19 protein-coding genes and 1 pseudogene are annotated in these 19,064 nt (G+C 60.0%); 7 read left to right on the forward strand and 13 right to left on the reverse strand.

All coding sequences use genetic code 11. The features are described 5' to 3' along the window. The first annotated feature begins 65 nt into the window (after window positions 1–65). The 3 genes from ACSQ2W_RS20555 (at window position 66) to ACSQ2W_RS20565 (ending at window position 1,888) form a co-directional block, all read left to right on the forward strand. Window positions 66–500, forward strand: coding sequence for a cupin domain-containing protein (locus ACSQ2W_RS20555; RefSeq protein WP_436088076.1), 435 nt, complete (start codon window positions 66–68; stop codon window positions 498–500). A 19-nt stretch (window positions 501–519) separates the two neighbouring features. Continuing rightward, window positions 520–1,002 (forward strand): RidA family protein, encoded by a 483-nt coding sequence (locus ACSQ2W_RS20560; protein WP_436088077.1) that lies wholly within the window; start codon window positions 520–522, stop codon window positions 1,000–1,002. A gap of 253 nt (window positions 1,003–1,255) precedes the next feature. Continuing rightward, window positions 1,256–1,888: a tyrosine-type recombinase/integrase gene (locus ACSQ2W_RS20565; protein ID WP_436088078.1), complete on the forward strand. Its 633-nt coding sequence runs from the start codon at window positions 1,256–1,258 to the stop codon at window positions 1,886–1,888. Between the two features lie 184 nt (window positions 1,889–2,072). Here ACSQ2W_RS20565 and ACSQ2W_RS20570 read toward each other — a convergent pair whose 3' ends face one another. The 6 genes from ACSQ2W_RS20570 to ACSQ2W_RS20595 form a co-directional block, all read right to left on the reverse strand. Further along, window positions 2,073–2,693, reverse strand: a complete 621-nt coding sequence (locus ACSQ2W_RS20570) for a YdeI/OmpD-associated family protein (protein ID WP_436088951.1) — start codon at window positions 2,691–2,693, stop codon at window positions 2,073–2,075. 61 nt (window positions 2,694–2,754) lie between these two features. Continuing rightward, window positions 2,755–2,967, reverse strand: coding sequence for a hypothetical protein (locus ACSQ2W_RS20575; protein WP_436088079.1), 213 nt, complete (start codon window positions 2,965–2,967; stop codon window positions 2,755–2,757). Between the two features lie 44 nt (window positions 2,968–3,011). Next, window positions 3,012–3,443 carry an SRPBCC family protein gene (locus ACSQ2W_RS20580; RefSeq protein WP_436088080.1) on the reverse strand — a complete coding sequence of 144 codons (432 nt, stop codon included), beginning with the start codon at window positions 3,441–3,443 and terminating at the stop codon, window positions 3,012–3,014. Next, on the reverse strand, window positions 3,440–3,775 hold the full coding sequence (locus ACSQ2W_RS20585) for an ArsR/SmtB family transcription factor (protein WP_436088081.1): 336 nt from the start codon (window positions 3,773–3,775) through the stop codon (window positions 3,440–3,442). The genes ACSQ2W_RS20580 and ACSQ2W_RS20585 overlap by 4 nt, the downstream gene beginning before the upstream one ends. 454 nt (window positions 3,776–4,229) lie before the next feature. Next, window positions 4,230–5,147 carry an RNA polymerase sigma factor gene (locus tag ACSQ2W_RS20590; protein WP_436088082.1) on the reverse strand — a complete coding sequence of 306 codons (918 nt, stop codon included), beginning with the start codon at window positions 5,145–5,147 and terminating at the stop codon, window positions 4,230–4,232. Beyond that, window positions 5,144–5,887, reverse strand: a complete 744-nt coding sequence (locus ACSQ2W_RS20595; RefSeq protein ID WP_436088083.1) for an SDR family NAD(P)-dependent oxidoreductase — start codon at window positions 5,885–5,887, stop codon at window positions 5,144–5,146. Before ACSQ2W_RS20595 ends, ACSQ2W_RS20590 begins: the two co-directional genes overlap by 4 nt. A gap of 569 nt (window positions 5,888–6,456) precedes the next feature. Between ACSQ2W_RS20595 and ACSQ2W_RS20600 the strand changes: the two genes are divergently transcribed. Beyond that, entirely contained in the window at window positions 6,457–6,996 is a 540-nt protein-coding gene (locus tag ACSQ2W_RS20600; RefSeq protein ID WP_436088084.1) for a 5' nucleotidase, NT5C type, read from the forward strand. 269 nt (window positions 6,997–7,265) lie between these two features. On the opposite strand, the pseudogene ACSQ2W_RS20605 reads toward ACSQ2W_RS20600, so the two are convergent. After that, window positions 7,266–7,571 (reverse strand): annotated as a pseudogene (locus ACSQ2W_RS20605) (nucleoside kinase); the annotation flags it as partial. 225 nt (window positions 7,572–7,796) lie between these two features. Here ACSQ2W_RS20605 and ACSQ2W_RS20610 point away from each other — a divergent pair. From ACSQ2W_RS20610 to ACSQ2W_RS20620, 3 genes are all read left to right on the forward strand, one after another. Next, a complete protein-coding gene (locus tag ACSQ2W_RS20610; RefSeq protein ID WP_436088085.1) occupies window positions 7,797–8,540 on the forward strand; it encodes a protein-L-isoaspartate(D-aspartate) O-methyltransferase in 744 nt (247 codons plus the stop codon). A 5-nt stretch (window positions 8,541–8,545) separates the two neighbouring features. Beyond that, on the forward strand, window positions 8,546–11,029 hold the full coding sequence (locus ACSQ2W_RS20615) for an SAM-dependent methyltransferase (protein ID WP_436088086.1): 2,484 nt from the start codon (window positions 8,546–8,548) through the stop codon (window positions 11,027–11,029). 977 nt (window positions 11,030–12,006) lie between these two features. Beyond that, window positions 12,007–12,273, forward strand: a complete 267-nt coding sequence (locus tag ACSQ2W_RS20620) for a DUF2277 domain-containing protein (protein ID WP_436088087.1) — start codon at window positions 12,007–12,009, stop codon at window positions 12,271–12,273. A gap of 130 nt (window positions 12,274–12,403) precedes the next feature. On the opposite strand, the gene ACSQ2W_RS20625 is transcribed toward ACSQ2W_RS20620, so the two are convergent. The 6 genes from ACSQ2W_RS20625 to ACSQ2W_RS20650 form a co-directional block, all read right to left on the reverse strand. Further along, window positions 12,404–13,108, reverse strand: a complete 705-nt coding sequence (locus ACSQ2W_RS20625; RefSeq protein WP_436088088.1) for a class II aldolase/adducin family protein — start codon at window positions 13,106–13,108, stop codon at window positions 12,404–12,406. Beyond that, window positions 13,105–14,589, reverse strand: coding sequence for an FGGY-family carbohydrate kinase (locus tag ACSQ2W_RS20630; RefSeq protein WP_436088089.1), 1,485 nt, complete (start codon window positions 14,587–14,589; stop codon window positions 13,105–13,107). Before ACSQ2W_RS20630 ends, ACSQ2W_RS20625 begins: the two co-directional genes overlap by 4 nt. 64 nt (window positions 14,590–14,653) lie before the next feature. Next, on the reverse strand, window positions 14,654–15,502 hold the full coding sequence (locus ACSQ2W_RS20635; protein ID WP_436088090.1) for a sugar phosphate isomerase/epimerase family protein: 849 nt from the start codon (window positions 15,500–15,502) through the stop codon (window positions 14,654–14,656). 5 nt (window positions 15,503–15,507) lie between these two features. After that, entirely contained in the window at window positions 15,508–16,503 is a 996-nt protein-coding gene (locus tag ACSQ2W_RS20640) for an ABC transporter permease (protein ID WP_436088091.1), read from the reverse strand. Continuing rightward, entirely contained in the window at window positions 16,500–17,501 is a 1,002-nt protein-coding gene (locus ACSQ2W_RS20645) for an ABC transporter permease (RefSeq protein ID WP_436083441.1), read from the reverse strand. The genes ACSQ2W_RS20640 and ACSQ2W_RS20645 overlap by 4 nt, the downstream gene beginning before the upstream one ends. Next, a complete protein-coding gene (locus ACSQ2W_RS20650) occupies window positions 17,494–19,008 on the reverse strand; it encodes a sugar ABC transporter ATP-binding protein (protein WP_436088092.1) in 1,515 nt (504 codons plus the stop codon). Before ACSQ2W_RS20650 ends, ACSQ2W_RS20645 begins: the two co-directional genes overlap by 8 nt. Between the last annotated feature and the right edge of the window lie 56 nt (window positions 19,009–19,064).

The raw sequence follows: 19,064 nt of genomic DNA on the forward strand, positions 1-19,064 counted from the left end.
TCAGGACTTGTGCCGACTCCGCGCGCAGATTCAGCTCCCATGCAGCAGGTGAGGTGGTGAGAGCGATGAAGAACGAAGCAATGCAACCGAAAAATGCTCAAGCATTAACCGCGAAAATCGTACGCGGGAGTGACAGCTATGTCGCCGAGCAGGGATCTGTCTATCGCTCGGGAGTCTCGGCGGAGAGCGTCGGATCCAGCATGCTGTGGCTCGGGATGATCTCGCTACCGGCAGGGAGACGAACCAGCGCCCATCGCCATCAGGGGCACGAGACGGCCCTTCTTATGACCGCAGGCAAAGAGATCGAAATCTGGTCGGGGGCCGAGCTCGAACGGTGCGATAAGGTCCTCCCCGGCGACTACCTGTTCATTCCGGCCGGCGTTCCTCACGTGGCCGTCAATCGCAGCACGGAAAACGCCGAGTTCCTCGGTGCCCGCAACGACCCCGCAGCGAACGAGAGCGTCGTGCTGATGCCGGAGCTCGACGACATCGTACCCTGATCAGGCTAGGAGGTGTGCTATGGCAATCATCGAACAACGTTTGGCCGCTATGGGTCTGGAACTGCCCGAGCCTCTGAAAGTTCGCGAGGGGCTGCGGATGCCTTTCGCCTGGGTCCGGGTGCGCGGCACCCGCGCCTACATCTCGGGTCACGTCGCGTGCAACCGGGATGGCACATTGGCAAAACCCCTCGGCAAGGTCGGGACCGATGTTTCGCCAGAGCAGGGTTACGCGTCTGCGCGGCTCGTTGCCCTAGCCCATCTCGCGAGCCTCAAGCGGGCCGTCGGAAACCTCGATCGGGTTACTGCTTGGCTGCGCGTCTTCGCCATGGTGAATGTTGCTCCGGGTTTCAATGAGACGCCGCTGGTCACAAACGGCTATTCCGATTTGATACTGGAGCTATACGGGCCTGACGCTGGCGCCCACGCCCGCTCGTCCATCGGCATGGCCATCCCTTTGAATGCGCCCGTAAACTGCGAAGCCGAAGTGGAAATTGACGGGTGACCGTATGCGGTTACAAGCTTTTCGAGTCCCTCTGATTGGGCCGATACCTGTGACCCCAGACGCAACCGCTTCCGGCTCTCCAGAACAGATGCCGGCGCAATTCTAATATCGGCATTTATCCCATGTCTCGTACAGCGGAACGGCAACTTCTCGACATCGTATTCCCGAAAGCCGCCGGTCCCCTTGCGGCCCCGTCAATCCTTGCGCTCACGCGTTTTTCCCAACGGCCAATGGTGGCCGAAGGAGAAATCAAATGGGCATTGCACAATATGATCCTACCGCGCTGGGACGTCCGGCATGGAACGCCGGACGGAAGGTCGGCGTCAAGAAGCCCCTAAAGCAGCGCCAGATCTGGGCGATCCGCTTCTTCCTCGACAGGGAGGGGCGCATGAGAGATCGCGCGCTCTTTGACCTCGCAATCGACAGTAAGCTTCGCGGCTGTGATCTAGTTAAAATCAAAATCGGAACGCTCGTGACAGGAACAAAAATTCGAACCCGTGCCATGGTCGTGCAGCAAAAGACCGGCCGTCCGGTGCAGTTCGAGATCACGGCGGACGTGAGGGCAAGTCTGCTTGCATGGCTTGAGCGGAGAGGTGGAACAGTTGACGACTACGCCTTCCCCAGTCGAGTCGACCATACGGAACATCTGAGTACGCGTCAGTATGCCCGATTGGTGGATGAGTGGGTAACCGCAGTCGGACTACGTCGCGAAGACTACGGCACGCACTCGCTTCGGCGTACGAAAGCCGCGATGATCTACAAAGCGACAGGCAATCTTCGCGCGATCCAGATCCTTTTGGGCCATACCAGGATCGAGAACACGGTCAGGTATCTGGGGGTAGACATTGAGGATGCGCTGGAACTAGCGGAGCATACCGAGATTTGACGGAGTGCGGCCCCGCACTCTGCGGGGCCCCATGTGCAGGCTCAAATTATAACGTTTGCGACCGGACAACTATGCGCCCGCTTGTCGGTCTTAGAGTCAGCCGTTGCCTCTGCTCGAAAGCAGACGCCACATTGCTTTCTGCGTAACGGCATCTGTGCGCTAGAAGCGGTCATGGGAATGTTGATTATCGCTCCATTGCACCTTTTCCGGCGACGATATTCGGTCGAAATTTGGCGATGCGTGACCTTCGCGTTTCGGACTTCTTTGTAGAGCTTAGATTGATCACATAGCTTTTCTGCCGCCCTGGCGTCAGGCTCCGAAAGGCTTCTGCAAGTTCCGGATCGGAGTCCAGGGCATCAACCAGCTCATCGGGCAGCTCGATTTCACTCTCATCCTTTTGTGGCTTGATCCCAGCCTCCGCGTAATCCATCGCCTCCTTCAAATAAGACAAGATGACGGTCTTCATCTTTGCTACCTGGATAGTATCCACGAAACAGATCATGTCGGGATGGCGTGTGTTCGGGCCTTGTCTCTGGAGGACGCCGCAAGGGTCTTTCATCAATGCCGCGTTGAAAAAGGTTAAGCGGAAATCATCGCGAAAAGCGCCGAAGATGGCGATATTGCGGTCTCGATGCATGTAACATGGGTGCCCCCATTTTACCGTCTCGACCAGCCCCGCATCGAGGCAAATCTGGCGCAGTGCATTCAGGCCTTGCGCCCATTGCCGCGTCGAACAGTCCGGTCCGGCAAAGCGCTCGCAGCGTCCGCATCCCTTGGTAAAGTAGTCTTCAATTGAAGTGATCATGGTACGGACTGCGAATTCCATCGAATCTCTCGCTGCTAAAGGAAGGAAACAACCCGCGTGACTATACTTTCGATCCCCGCCACCTGGCGGCATACGGGATAGCGAACATGTACAGGCCACTGAACATCAGCACAAAAAGTGGTGGTAACGGCGCATATACGATCGACGGCGGAGGCTCCCCGAGCCCCATGGCCACAAAGTTGGCGATGACGGCCACCGTGAAGACAATCGACAGCCATCGGTGAACCTGGCGAATCCACACATTCGAACGCACATGCAACTCCTGTGCTTATCAGCGTTGAGGGGGCGGGAGACCTTTCAGTCTGTCCCGGTTAAAACCTGTTCCAGCTTTGCAAGGAACTCAGGCCAGCCTGCCTTGGCACCACCGTATGCCTGCCTCTGATCCGGCCGGAATCCAGACTGTTCCATGCGCAGGCGGGTGCCTGTCGCCGTGGTCGAGAGCGAAAACGTCACGACGCTGTTCAGATCGAAGGCAGGATCGTCATGTTTGAAATTCCAGGTATAGGAGAGCGTTCTTTGCGGCTCGACAACGAGCACCTCGCAATCCAGAACGCCACCCCACTCGCCGCGAAGATTAAACCGGTGGCCCACGACAGGACTGAAGTCATTCTTCATCAGCCACTCCGAGATCAGATGAGGCTGGGTGAGCGCCCGCCAGATCTTTTCCGGCGGATGCGCGATCTCGCGCTCGACAATGACGGTGCGTGTTGCAGTCGATGTTTCGCTCATTGGTCCATCCTGTCCAGCAAGTCTTCGAGTTCGTCGAACCGGCCCTGCCAGAAACTTGCCATCTGGTTTGTCCATTCGATCAACGGAGCGAGGGCACCGAGTTGCGCGCTGTAATGGGTTTGGCGACCGTGGTGGCGGTGGCTCACTAGGCCGGCCTGTTTGAGGACGGCCAGATGCTTCGACACGCCTGGCTGGGAAACTCCGGCCCGAGCCGTCAGGGCTGCGACAGTCTGATCACCGTCGCGACACAACCCCTCGAAAATGGCGCGCCGCGTTGGGTCAGCAAGCGTTTTGAAAAGCATGTCCCGATCTGGGATGGCAATATCTGGCATGGCAATCCATAACCCATGAGCTATTGGTTAAATCAATAGCTCACGGGTTATGAGTTCGTCAAGAGGCTTTGAAGAGGAGATGGGCTGGCGTTATCACCAATGACATCAGTGGCGGCGATTTAGGCCGCTTCGGGCCTGATCCCGAACCTTCGCACCGAGGTCTCACATGTCCGCTTGCGTGCTGGGTACCCTAGCAGCGGACGGTCTGCTATCGGCCCCGGACCAGAAAACTGGCACGCTCGTATTGCGAGCGTCCGCAATCGGCCGTCCAGTCGCCAAAGCAGTCAGTTGGCTTCCGGCCCCGTACCGCCAGCAGTCGAGAGCGGAAATTATTTCCGCTTCGCGCCGTCTTGTAGGTCATAGAGGCAGTTGTTGCCTCGGACCGAAAGCGGCCATCGAATTGGTTTGACGCGACGACATCTGTGCGCCAACACGAGCCGTGAGAGCGCCAGGCCTAATATTCGCGTTGCGATGCGGCCCGCGTCACAGCCGCGCCCTCCATGACGTAGGTCGCATATCGATGGTCGCGGATCAGTGTTATCCTTTGGTCCCTCCATTCAAGCAGCATGAAGTAAGCAGGAGCAGCGGACGGCGCAGCCGAGACCAGCAGTATTTCCCTGCCCTCCAGACAAGCCGGTTCGACCCAGACCCGCGGATAATCCGCATAATAGGAAAAGAATCGGCCAACGTTCGCCGTACCGGAGACCTGCGGCCGTCGTGACTGACGAAGCCGAACATCCTCGGCAAGCAGCCTGCGCAGGGCCGTCCAATCTCTCGCGTTGAAGAGCGCTGCGAAATTCAGAACCTCGGCACTTGGGGGCAGCGGAACTTCGGACTCTGACTCGGAGATGGATCGCAATCCTGCCCGACCACGTGAGAGGTGGGCTTTGACAGCGTCGATACTCAGGCCCAATAGCGCGGCGATGTCTGCGATGGACTCTCCCAGCACATCCTTGAGGATCACCGCGCTACGCTGCGGCACCGGCAATTTAGCAAAGTGAGCCAAGGCGATCCGCACCGTGTCCTGCCGAATCAGTGCATCCTCTGGATCAACAGCACTGACATCAGCTAGATCAAAGGCGGTCTCCAGCGGCCTCGACCGACGGGTACTTCGCTGGCGCAGCGCATCAATGGCGCGATTGTGAACAATGCGAAACAGCCAGGGTCGCAGCGGTGTGCCGGACGAGATCGAGCCGACCATCCCGAATGCACTGACTAACGCGTCCTGTATCACGTCCTCGCCGTCGATCACCGAGCCGACCAATCGGGCGGCATAGCGATGCAGTTCCGGGCGAACGGCATCCGCCTCCTTGGCCAGCGCCGCGTACAGTGTGTTCTTCGCTTCTGCTTCGAGGGCAGCTTCATCCGTCATTCGATGACCGTCACACCCGTATCTCCACGCACGGCGTAGATCATAGCCTCTTCTAGCGTCGTCTTGCCGATCAGTTCGGCTACCGTATCGCCAAAGCCACGCGGTGTCATGTCCGGCCAGGTAGCGGCCTGTTCGGCGAATGTCCGGCCCGCCGCCGCAGCATAGCCGGAAATTCCGGCGTTGCCCACGCCGGTTCCTGCGAACATCTGCCGGGGAACAATGACCCGGAAACGCAGGCCCAGGCCGAGCTGGGTCGACAAGCCCTCAGCATATTTTGCAATGAACCACTGCGTCCGTTTTGCTCCTGCATAGCCTCCCGATAGCGGCGAGCCCTGCACCGCGGCTCCGCTGGAAACGAGAACGACCAGCCCGCCCGACGCCATCGGCAACGTCAGAGCGGCCTGGACCCAATGCAGGGCGGCCTTCACATCGACGTTCCAGTTGGTCGTGAACGCGTCCCAGCCAACACGATCGATACGTTCCATGGGCGGTTCCGCGCCGGCATTCATGATGACGACATCAGGTCGTGTCTCTGACATGATCCTCTTCGCGGCGTCAGCATTAGTCGCGTCAGCAGACACAGTCGTCACGGCTAGTTGCTCGCCCAGCGCTTGCAAAGTCGCCGCGTCGCGAGCCACGACGGTCACTTTAGCTGCGCGCGCTACAAACGCCTCGGCCATTCCGAAGCCCAACCCGCGGCTACCACCGACGACAACTATTCGTTTTCCATCCAAATCCATGTTCTTTTCCTCATTCGATCCAACCGCGCAAAGGCAGTCGCGACAAGGACGTTCGAATGAGCTGAAAAGAGTCATCATTTTCGCGCTTGGGCGTGGACAACGAAATGCTTGATTGGGCGCGACGCAACTCAGACAGATTTCGGTCTGTGCTGGCTCCAGTTGCAAATGTGAAATGCCAATTCCTCAACATGCGGACGCTCGGGACGGAAAAAGGGAAACCACTCTGCGCCGCTTCAGTGATCTTTATAAGAGGACGGTAACTTCGCGCTAGCCGCTGCGAAGACCCCATGGCAACTTTGGGTCGAATCTCAGACATTCGCTCCAGCCTTGCTATCGCTTCTCGAGCACCAAAAGCGACCGCCCGCACTCAGTCCGCTTCAGCCGTCGAACTGCCCGTCAGCAGAGCGCCCTCTTAGCGGTCATTGCCAAGGCGGTAAAGCCTCACTGCTTCGCGCCAAGCTGGGCATTGTGACCATTCATGAAGACTTGAAATTTCCCATTACGCGTTTGCCGTACCATAGCGCCGTCAGTTGTGTTACGGCGATGCTGTAGCGCGCCAGGAGATTAACGTGAAAAATCATAAGCCCCGATTGGCTGTCGATATGGATGAGGTTATCGCCGACGCTAACGCGCACCATGCAGCTTGGTATGTCGAGACCTACGGCTATCGATGGTCGGCGGACGACATCGCGAGCAACTCCTTGCGGAAGCTTGTTGCCCCTGAACACGACCAAGCTATGGAGGAGTTGCTTCACCAAGGCGGCGTCTTTGGGGTCTACGACGTGATGCCTGGAAGCCAAGCGGCCCTATCGAAGCTGATGGAAAAGTTCGACGTTTTCATCACAACGGCGGCCATGGAATATCCGGCCTCGTGTGCGCCGAAGTTCGCATGGCTGCAGAAGCATTTTCCCTTCATCCCAGCGCTGAACATCGTCTTTTGTGGCGATAAGAGCATCCTCGCTGCCGACTTTCTGATCGATGATAACGTTCGCCACTTCGCGCGCTTTCAAGGAAAAGGCATCCTGTTTTCAGCGCCGCATAACCTGACTGTGGACTATCCTCACCGGGTTGCCAACTGGGAAGAAGCAGTCGCTCTGCTTGGCGATTAACCGAATACGTCTAACTGGGAGAGAACGCGCCGCGTTGAACTACACTCATCAGGCGTGTGGTAGCGCGGTGTCCGCTTGGGGCCGTCAGGCGACTTGACCATGTCCGGAACGCGCCTCCAAGACGGTCGTTGACGCACCCCGGTTTGTCGTTCTGCAAGCTGCCAGTCGGCTACGAAAGCGACAATGCCGCCAGTGAGCCGTTCAGGCGGCCAGGGTCTTTCCCGCAATAATCGAGTGCTTCCCATCCCATTCACAATACTTTCAGGGCTTCAGGAGAGTTGAGCGAGGATATCGTCGACGACACTTGGGACGGTACCCGCCGTGTCGATATTGATGCCGACGGGAAGATATTCCCGGGTATGATGGTAGCGGAGTACCAGCGCCCGCTCGGCCGGCTCGAAGCCCGGCTCATTCGGCCGCCCATCTAATCGTCGGTTCAACGTCTCAACGTCTATATCCAGCACGAAAACCTTGTCGAATAGCTCCAGGAATTTGTGGAAATTGCGCGAGCCGCCACAGAAGAAGGTGGCAGGATGGGTGGTGTCGGCAGCAATAGCCCGGACCTTGTCGACCGGAATATACACAGACGTAAGCCGCCGCCCGGGCGGAGCTGGTCGGAGTTGCACAGCCCGGGCGGTGGCGGATGGCTCCAGCTAAGCGGCGGAGTGATCGGGATGTCAAAGCAGCGCTATCGCTCCTTCGAGAAGTCTCAAGCTGGCGAGCGGTTGAGAGCCGAGCGAAGTTTGTTCAAAATTTCCTCCGCCGCCGCTATACTCGGCGTTCTCGCCGGGAGAGAGCTTATGGGTCCACTAGCCCAATGCCAAGCGTTACTGGCGGCGGTTCTCGCGAGCGCTGCCACCGTGGTTTCGACATCCGCGCCCGCTCAGGATCGCCTGGCCGAGCGTGCGGCGATGATCGAAACGATCAAATGGCACGCCCGCTCGGCGCCGTCAGCGATCGAGGGTCAGGGCATCGACCCGGCAGTGCTCAAGACGATGGGGAAGGTGCCGCGCGACTTTTTCGTGCCCGAAGAGCAGCGCGGCGCGGCCTATCGAGATCGGCCACTGCCGATCGGATACGGTCAGACGATCTCGCAGCCCTTCATCGTCGCGCTGATGACCGACCTGATCAACGCCGGGCCTGGTGACGCTGTCCTCGAGATCGGCACTGGCTCGGGCTATCAGGCAGCCGTCTTGTCCCCGCTCGCAGCGAAGGTTTACTCGATTGAGATCATACCGGAATTGGGCAAAAGGGCAGCAGCCCGGCTCGCGGAGCTCCGGTTCGACAATGTTGAGGTGAAGGTAGGCGACGGTTATTATGGTTGGTCTGCGCACGCGCCTTTCGACGGCATCGTAGTGACTGCCGCTGCTAGCCACATCCCGCCGCCGCTGGTCGAGCAGCTCGCTAAGGGGGGCCGGATGGTCGTCCCTGTGGGAGGTCCCTTCGCGACCCAGGTTCTCATGCTGGTCGAGAAGCGACGGGACGGAAGCATCACGACCCGGCAGCTGTTGCCAGTGAGCTTTGTGCCGCTAAAGGGAAGGTAAGGCCGATGAGAGCGGGCCTGCTGCCAGTCAGCCTCATATCGGCGGCGACCCTTGCCCACGAAGTGCTGCTGATGCGGCTCTTTTCGATCCTTCAGTGGCATGATTTTTCCTATATGATCATAAGCATCGCTCTCCTGGGCTTCGGCGCGAGCGGTACCTTCCTTGCGTTCGCCCGCCGCCCCCTGGTGGAACGGTATCCGGCCGCTTTTGCGGCGTCGGCAGCGCTGTTCGGCATTACCGCGGTTGCCACCTTCGCCGGTGCCGAACGCCTACCGTTCAACGCGCTTGAGATCGTCTGGAATCCGGGGCAGCTCGGTTGGCTGGCGGCCAGCTATGCTCTCCTGATCCTGCCATTCTTTTTCGGAGCAACCTGTATCGGCCTTGCTTTCAGCCGCCATTCTAGACAGATCGGACGCGTCTATGCCTTTGATCTCGTCGGCGCGGGGAGCGGTGCTCTGGGCACCGTCGGACTGTTATTCCTGGTCTTTCCCTCTGCGGCGCTGCGCTTCGTCGCTGCGCTGGGGTTCGCGGCGGCTGCCCTCGCCGCGACCGGCATGGCTCGCCATCGGTGGCTCTCCGCGGGCGGCCTCGGGATTACAGCCGCGGTCATCGCGGTGTGGCTGCCACCGTACTGGACGGCCCCCGGCCCGCACATGTCGCAGTACAAAGGCCTCCGCATGGCTCTCGAAGTGCCTAACGCGCGGGTGGTTGAGGAGCGATCGAGCCCGCTCGGACTGCTGACGGTTGTCGAGAGCCCGACCGTCCCTTTCCGTTACGTGCCGGGCCTCAGCCTCGCCAACACCCAAGAGCCGCCGGCGCAACTCGCCGTCTTCAACGATGGCGACAGTATTACGGCGCTCACTGCCTACGGCGGCGATCCGGCGACGATCGCCTATCTCGACCGGACAACGGCGGCGCTCCCGTACCGCATTCTTGAGCGGCCGCGAGTGCTAATCCTCGGTGCCGGCGGCAGCGAGCAGGTGCTGCTGGCGCTGCGCGCCGGAGCCGATACCGTGGATGCTGTGGAGGTCAACCCGCAGATGATCGACCTGGCTCGGAACCGCTTCGCCGACTTCGTCGGCGATATCTTCAGCCGACCAAACGTGCATCTGCATCTGGCCGAGGCGCGCGCCTACGCAGCGACAACTGGCGAGCGCTACGACCTGATCCAGATACCACTCCTTGATTCCTTTAGCGCGGCCGCGGCCGGCGTGCAGAGCATGCATGAGAACTACACTTACACCGTGGAGGCGTTGGGAGATTACCTCGCGGTGCTGAGGCCGGCTGGGGTCATCGCCATTACGCGATGGCTGCGGGTACCGCCGCGCGACATCCTCAAGCTGTTCGCCACCGCTATCGCCGCGCTTGAAGCGGATGGTATCGCCGAGCCCGGCCGGCACCTGGCGCTGATCCGGAGCTGGAACACTTCAACCTTGCTCGTCGCCAAGTCGCCGTTCACCGACGGAGACGTCGCAGCCATCCGCGGCTTCGCGGCCGGAAATTTCTTTGACATCTCCTGGGCACAGGGCATCTCCGCAAGCGCCGTGAACAACTACAACCAGCTCGACCAGGAATATCTCTATGAGGGAGCCCTGGCTCTCCTCGGCCCTGAGCGAGCCAACTTCATAGAGCGATACAAGTTCGACATTGCACCGGCCACTGACAATCGGCCCTATTTCTTCGACTTTTTTCGCTGGCGGGCCCTTCCCGAACTCCTGACATTGCGAACCCAAGGTGGGGCAGCCATGCTCGACTGGGGCTATCTGATCCTAGTGATGACACTCGTCCAGGCCGCGATCCTCAGCGCCGTCCTGATCCTGTTGCCGCTCCGGCTTCGCCGACGCACACTTGGGGGGGCCGTACACCGGCTGCGCTTCGGACTCTACTTCCTTGCCTTGGGCCTTGCCTTCCTCTTCATCGAGATCGCGTTCATCCAGCGCTTCGTCCTGTTCCTCGGCCACCCGCTCTACGCTGTCGCTGTCGTGCTTGCGGGTTTCCTCGCCTTCGCCGGTCTCGGTAGCGCCGGAGCCGCACGCTGGATGGCGGGGGTCGGGCGCGGATCGGCGGTGCGCGCGATTGCAGTCGCCGTTGTGGTAATCGCCTTCCTGGCTGCCACCTACCTGCTCGCCCTCCCTTTTATATTCGAACGGCTGCTGGCGCTCGCGGATACCGCGAAGATCGCGATCGCACTCTTCCTTATAGCGCCGCTCGCCGTCTTCATGGGCATGCCGTTTCCCCTCGGCCTCGTCCACGTCGGCGCACGCTCGGAGGCGTTTATTGCCTGGGCGTGGGGGATCAATGGCTGTGCGTCGGTGCTAAGCGCGATCCTCGCCGCACTGCTTGCAATGCAAGTCGGGTTCACTGGCGTCGTGACAATCGCCTGCATCCTTTACCTTATCGCCCCGGCCTTCCTCGCCGGGTCGGATCGATACGATCAGCAGGCGTCGGACGGCTTTGTTCCAGATCTGAACGCGACCACCGACGAATAAGTAATCGCAATCAGCGGTAGTGCGATTGCATATGCTTTTTTGACCGTAGTTCTTCTTCCAATCTATTGCCGGTATCCGAAATTGCCCGTGCCACGCTTCGAGTTGTGCGGATGTTCTCGCCTCATAAAAGCGAAAGAACCTGATCCAAGAGTCTCCGCTTGTTTCAGTCAACAAGATGCGAAAAATTCCGAGATATTTTGTTGCAACTGCTACGATATAAGCTATCTTTTCTTGGGGGACATACTTGATGCGCGCTTTGATCAGCGTAGTCATATTTCTTTCCACCGCCTGTGCTTCCTTACCAAGCAAAAACGATATTGACGGTTTTAGCAGTGCTACCTCTGGAAGCGCGGAGGTCGTAAAGGTCGCAGTCACCTCGTCGCAGCAACTGGCTGCGGATCAGGACGAGCAACTTCAGGTGATGCAGTATGTGCGCGGCGGGCCTTTCTTCGCGCAACTATTCCGGAATCGAGCAAGGTCAAAGGCTGGACAGTGCTCAGATTGGAGTCCGTTTGGCGGCCCTCGGTGACTTACAGGCCTATGCTGACCAAGGCATAGTCGACGAGCTAGAAGCATCCGCTCAGAAGCTTGGCGGATCCGGGGCAACACTTGCAACCGATCAGTCTCGGTGCATCCCCTGTTGTTGCGCCAGCTGTGCAATTAACGGGCCGTGCTATCAGTCAGGCAGAGTAGGACGCGAGAAACAAGGCATTGCAGGCCAACGCACCGCGGTACGTGATGACGCAAGCGCTCCGCAATCAAGCGCTCCGCAATCAAACGCAGGCACTCACTCAAGCCTACAACAAAGTGAGAGGCAGCGCTGCTGCTATGGCTCAGGTAGGTGACGCGCTCGGCGGCCTGTCGTCCCTCATCAGCGCCATTGCTTGATTGTCGGAGGCGATCTCCGGGCCTACCGCGTTTACAATGGTGAGGAATCATTCCCATCATCGGCGAGCAAAGTTCTGGAGGAGCAAGCTATGTGCCGAAACATAAAACCCTTGTTCAATTTCGATCCACCAGCGACGGATCAGGAAGTTCATGACGCCGCGCTACAGTTCGTGCGAAAGCTGAGCGGAACGACCAAACCCTCGAAACGCAACGAGGCCGCGTTCGACCGCGCGGTTAGTTCGATCGCGGCATGTGCCCACGAGCTGCTCGATTCGCTGGAGACTTCGCATCCGCCTCGCGACCGGGACGAAGAAGCCGCAAAGGCGCGCGCGAGGACGGTGGCCCGGTTCACGTGACTCTTGGGCGCTTCACTAGGAAATACACGGAGCAAGACCGCACTCGCGCCCGAAATTGCCGAGATCGTGACGCCGTTGCGCCATGCCCGCCGATCATGGCAGCAGGCGCCGGCACTCGCGGTCTTTCGTTTCAAGACGCGGTTGCCCGCGGCCGGGCCACGTCGTTGATCCCTTCCGCGTCCGGCGCATGGCCGTAGCTCATCTTGCGCATCTGCTCGATCACCCGCGCCATTTCATCGTCGGGCAGCACCGGCGGCTCGCCGAGGGTCAGGGCCTGCACATACATGCGCGACAGGGTCTCGACCTCGATCGCCAGCCACAGCGCCGATTCGAGCGTCTTGCCGAGCGAGATCTGACCGTGCTGGCCAAGCAGGCAGGCGAGCCGGTCCTTTAGTGCCACCAGTGCATGATCGGATAGCGCCTGTGTTCCAAAGGTTGCGTACTCGGCGCAGCGGATCGTCGTGCCGCCGGCGATGCCCGTCATGTAATGGAAGCTCGGAATGGTCTTGTGGTGGCAGGCAAGTGTCGTCGCATAGATCGAATGACAATGGAGCACGACATCAATGTCGGGGCGGTTCTTCAGGATGTCGCGATGGAAGCGCCATTCCGACGACGGCCGGCGGCCAGCATAGGTGCCGTCGAAATCCATCTCCACCAGATCGGCCGGCGTCATGGTGTCATAAGGCAAGGACGACGGCGTGATGAGAAAACCGGTGCCGGCCCGCACGGACAGGTTTCCGGCCGTTCCCTGGTTGATGCCGCTCGAATTCATCCGCCGGCAGGTATCGACCATGTCCCGGCGCAGCGCCGCTGTATCGGTGTGTTTGTCGCTCATTGGATGGACCTTTTATGAAGTGCATTAAAATTCGCGTCTGCCGATTGCCTTGCCACGGCCTGCCAGCGGCGGACATAGGCTGGCAGTTCGGCCGGCGGATGTTGAAAAATCGGCGGCTTTTCGAGAGCGATCGCCGCGCGCGCCGCACGGGTTCCATGACGTGCAAGAAGCGCTGCACCGGACGCGACGCCGTAAGTATCTAGGTTGGAGACCGGATCGCCCTGCGGGCGCAGTGCAGCGACGAGCGCCGCATAGAGTGGATCGCGCAAAAAGCTGCCATCGAGGATAACCCGACCGCTGCTGCCCAAAGCGTCGAGACATTCGATCGTCAACAGCGCGGTATAGAGCACCGCCAAAGCTTTTCGCTCGGCTGCATCGACCGGCTGAGGCCCCGTAATATGCCCCTTGCCGGCACTGCCGGGGAAAAGGCCGTCGTCGTCGCCAAAGGACGGCAGGGCCATGGTGCCCTGCGCAATCATCTGCCTGATGAGTGCTGCATCGGCGTTGGGGCGGTCGGCGTCACGACCGGCGATATGGGTGAACTCCCGTCCGCCCATCGTCAACGCGCCACCGACCGGCCTACCATGGACATCGCTGTTGCAGGTCATTCCCCGATGTTCGTTCAGCCTAATGAGCGGCGTTTTACCACTCAACGCAACAATCCAGGTGCCGGTGGACACGACGGTTGCATCATCGAATCCGGCCGCCTGGTAACGGTAGAAATTAGCGCTGCTGTCGTGAATGCCGGCCAGCACCTTCATCTCCCCCGGCAGGCCATATCTTTTGACAAGGGCCGGACGGATGGTGCCGACCGCTTCCCACGCCTTGGCGAAAGGCGGCAACAGATTTTCCCAGCCTTGCGAGCGGACAATTGGCGACCAGTGTTTTTCCGCGACGTTCCAGAGATGCGACTGGGCGCCGAGGACGGTTGCCTCCGAGACGGCGACGCCCGACAGCCGCCAAGCCCAGTATTGCGGAACGCCAAGAAACCAATACGCACGAGCGAAAGCCCATGGCTCTGTTTGTTGCATCCAGAACATCTGCCGGGCCTGATGGGTGGCCCCGTGCATCATGGCGCTGCCGCGATCGAAGAACGATCCGGCCAGTGGCGTGTATCGTTCGCGGATCTCGTCCGGCAAGGCCTGTTCGTAGTCGATCATCGGCAGAGCCGTTCCGTCATCATCGTCGGGATCCGAACCAACCAGTACGCCGCCGGAACCGTGGCCGGACGAGACGAAGGTTGATAGCGGATGGCGCCTCGCGAGATAGGCGAGAGTATCGAATACCCAGCCACTCAGGGCCCGCAGGTCATGATGTTTCCACGGCCCGTCCTGCGATACGGGATTGGGAATAGACAGAGTTTCAAGAATGGCGCCCGACGCCGTGGCAGCATTGAACTTCACGTTGGTCTTGCCAACATCAAGGACGGCGACCGTCGCGGGCCGCGCGCCTTCCATCCGATCGTTCGTCTGCCCTGCCATCATTTCCGCGTCCCGAACTTGCCTGCATGTGCAGCTGTTCCCGCCGAAGGGGAAAAGTTGACGCTCAGATCAACCCGTATTGTCGCGCCTTGTTGCGCAGGAACGGCAGGCCGTTGCCCATGACTTCCTCCTCGTTCTTTGCCACCGGGCGCCAGACGGCCAAGCCGTAAGCCACCTGGGGCGGCATGTTGATGAAGCTCTCCATCGCCAACCCGCCCTTGAAGCCGATTGCTGCGAGCGTCGCGTAGATCTCGTCCCAGGGCACATTACCGTAGCCCGGCGTACCCCTGTCGCTTTCGGAAAGATGGATGTATTTCAGAAATTCCCGCGCATCGAGAATGCCGTTGGCAGCGCCCTTCTCCTCGATGTTCATGTGATAGGTGTCGAGATGCACGAAGACATTGTCGGCGCCGACGCGCTCGATCATGTCCACCGCCTGGCGAGCGGTGTTGATCAGATGGTTCTCGTAGCGATTGACCGCCTCGACACCCAGCTGGATGCCGCGTGTCTTTGCATATTTTGCCGCCGCTTGCAGGGCGCGGGCGATGTTGTCGTATTCTTTTTCGGTGGGCGGAACGCCGGTGCGCTCGCCAATACCGCCGAAGATCACGCCGGAGAGCGCTTCCGCCCCCATATCCGCGGTCTTGTCGATGGCGACCTTCAGATGTTCGACGGCTTTTTCCGGATGCACCGAGGCCCATGCATGCTCGGGCAGTCCAAGGGAACAGACCGAGCGCAGCTTGTGTTTCTCGAGAAGCTTGCGGCTATGGACCGCATCGACAGCCGGCGCGTCCAGAAGTGCTATCTCGATGAAATCCATCTCGTATTTGACCGCAGCGGCAATCGCCTTTTCCGCTCCCGCGCGGTCCCAATTCATGGTCCACATGCTGGTATGAACGCCAAAACCTTCCATGTGCCTTATCCTTTTTTTCGTTTGAGAAATTTGAGATGCCCGGCCGCAAAGCGCAGGATCATCACGGCAATGAGCAGGATGCCCCAGACGGCCGTCGCCAGATGCTGGTTGGCGCCCATGAGATTGAGACCGGACGCCAGAAGCTGCAGGACGACGAGCGCGACGAAGACCGGAATGACCCGGCCAAAGCCGCCGAACGGATTGACGCCGCCGAGGAAGCAGGCAAGCACGGTGATGAGCAGGTAGGATTCACCGTGGCCGACACGCACCGAGTTGAACCGGGCAAGCATGATGATGCCGGCGACCGCACACATCGCGCCCGACAACGTATAGACCATCACCAGAACCTTGCGGGTATTGACGCCCGAATATCGTGCCGCCTCGATGTTCGAGCCGATCATGTAGGTGTTGAACCCGAGCTTCATCCGCATCAAAAGCAAATGCCAGATCAGCACACAGCCGATGAAGACCAGCAGCGGCACCGGAAAACCGAGGATGCTGCCGTGGCCGAGCGGCTGGAGGAAGGCCGGAAAGCCCGAGACATCGCCGCCGCGCGTCAAAAACTCGCCGAGCCCACGCAAAAAGATCATCATCGACAGCGACACGAGGATCGGATGGGCGCGGGTATAGGCAATCACCAGCCCCATCACCACGCCGCTGAGCGCCCCGACGCCGATACCCAGAGTGCAGCCGAGAAGGAAGGCGAAGGGTCCCGCATCCGCGCCGCCATTCTGCTGAAGTACCCAGGCTGCTGTCAGGCCGGCAATATTGGCTGTGAAGGTGATGGCAAGGTTAAGGCCGCCGGTCAGTACCGGCAGCAGCATGGCGAGCGTCAGCAGGCCCAGTTCCGGCAGCTGGAAGGCAACGGAACCGAAGGTGGCACGGCTCAAGAACTGCGGCGACACCAGGCTGAAGAAGATCAGCACGGCGAACAGGGCAAATCCCGGCCCGGCCATTTCCGGTCCGAGGAAAGCCCTGGTGCGATTGACGATTGCGGTCATTTGCGGCCTCCGTCCTGGCGCATGAACGGCAGCAACTTCTCGATGCTGGTGTTCGATAGAGTAATCGCAACAAGGATAATGGCGCCGACAATCATCTTGAAGGCGAAGGGCGAGACGCCCGCGAGGTTAAGGCCGTTCTGGGTGATCGAGATCAGCAACACTCCGAGTACGCAGCCGAGCACCGACCCCTTGCCGCCGCCAAGACGGGCGCCGCCAAGCACTACGGCGGCGAGCACATCGAGCTCGCGGCCGTAAAGCGCATTCGGAACGACTTCCTGCGCATAATGTGCCTGGATCAGACCGCCGATACCCGCCATCAGGCCGAGCCAGCCGAAAGCGATGAATTGCATCGCGCCGATATTGATGCCGAACCGCCGTGCCCCTTCCGGATTGTCGCCAAAGGCATAGAGCTGCCTTCCCGTGGTCGTTCGGGTGATGAACACCCAAGTCGCGACGACGCAGATGAGCATGACCAGCACCGGCAGGGTGATTTCAATCCAGCTGCCATTCGCCATCTCATGTTCGAACAGGACGACGCGCGAGGTCAGCCAGTCCGGCAAATTGTAAATCGACACCCCACGGGTGAAGAACATCAACAGGCCGAAATAGATGTTGAAGGTGGCGATGGTCGCGACGATCGAGATAATCCGGAATTTGTGGATCAGGAAGGCATTGATCGCGCCTAGTAGAATACCCAGCGAGCCGGCGATCAGCAAGCCGCTCACCCATCCGCCACCGCCCATCCATCCGAGCAGGATTGCGGTGACGTATTGAACGACGGACGCCGCGACGGCGAAGGAGATATCGATGCCGCCGGCGATCAGCACGACCAGCAGGCCGACGGCGAAAATGATGTTGACGGAGCTGGTATTCAGCAGATCGAACGCGTTGCCGAGTGAAAAGAAGCGGTCGGTAGCTATCGACAGGAACAGGCTGATGACCGCGATCACCGCGAGCAGCGCAAATTCGGTTGCGTGGGATTGAACAACCTTACGCATAGACGGCAGCCTCGATATCCTGGAGCGCGCAGTCGCGCGGGAAGAACCAATTGGCGATACGGCCCTTTGCCATGTGCAGCACGCGATCGGCATTGAAATAGACTTCCGGCACCTCATCGGAGATCAGGATAATCGCAAGGCCGCTGTCGGCCAGTTTCGCGACGATATCGAAAATGCCGGCACGCGCGCCGACATCGACGCCGACGGTCGGGGCATCGAGAATGAGCAATTTCGGGTCCGTCGCCAGCCATTTGGCGATGGCGACGCGCTGCTGGTTGCCGCCTGACAGCGTCGAAATGGCATCGCCCTGCTTGCCGATCTTGACGCCGAGATCGGTGATCCATTGCGCAACGAGATTCCGCTTGCTGCCATCGGACAACAACCCGCCAGAGGTGATCCGGTCGAGCGAGGCAATCGCCAGATTGTCGGCGATCGACTGCGGCTGGATGAGACCAAGCGACAGCCGATCCTCGGAAAGATAGGCGACGCCGGCAGCAATGGCGTCGCGGTTCGATGAGAAATGAATTGGCTTGCCTTCGAGCCGGATCGTGCCGGCTTTCGGTTTCAGCATGCCGAACAGGGACAGCGCAAGTTCGGTGCGCCCGGCGCCGAGCAGGCCGGTAATGCCCAGTGTCTCGCCGCGCCGCACGGTAAAGGAGATATCCTCGAACTGGCCGGGGCGGCAGAGACCCTCGACCTCCAGCACCACCGGATTATCTCTAACGTCGCGGGCGCGGATAATTTGGTCGAAGGTCTTGCCGGTCATGAGTTCGGTAATGCGCGACTGGGTCATGCCGGTGGTCGGATAGACGCCGACGAGCGCGCCGTCCCGAAGCACCGTCAGGCGGCTCGAAATCTCCAGCACCTCGGCCAGTCTGTGGCTGACGAACACCACGGCCACGCCGGACGCCGAGAGCGTGCGCACAATGTCAAGCAGGTGATCGGTTTCCGATTGCGTCAGCGAGGCGGTCGGCTCGTCCATGAAAACGAGCTTGGCTTCCCCGATAAGCGCCCTCGCGATTGCCACGATCTGGCGCTGGGCGATCGGATAGTCCTTCAGCGGTCGATCGACATCGAGCGTGACGCCGAGCCGCGCAAGCGCCTTTTGCGCGGTCTCGCGCATGCTGTTGTAGTCGACAAAGCGCGGCCAGCGGCCAAGAACGGTCTGGAAAGCAATGTTTTCGGCAACCGTCATTTCCGGAAACAAGGCAAGATCCTGCCAGATGACCTGGATACCCGCGGCTTGGGCCGTGACCGGCGACATATGCGAATAGGTCTGTCCGTCGTATTCGATGACCGCGCCATCCTGCGGCCGATAGACACCGGTGATGATCTTGATCAGCGTGCTCTTGCCCGAGCCGTTTTCTCCCGCCAGGCAATGCACTTCGCCCGGCAGGACATCGAAGCTGACATTCTTCAACGCCCTGACGCCGCCGAAGGTCATATTGATGTTGCGCAGGGACAGAAGCGGCTTTTGGCCGCTCCCTACGATCGCACGTCCACTCATCGCACTAACCTGTAAATGCTATCCTGTGAAAATTCCGGGGCACCGCCGAGCCGGCC

It is taken from the genome of Pararhizobium sp. LjRoot255, assembly GCF_964252905.1.
In the GTDB taxonomy this organism is placed as follows: domain Bacteria; phylum Pseudomonadota; class Alphaproteobacteria; order Rhizobiales; family Rhizobiaceae; genus Pararhizobium.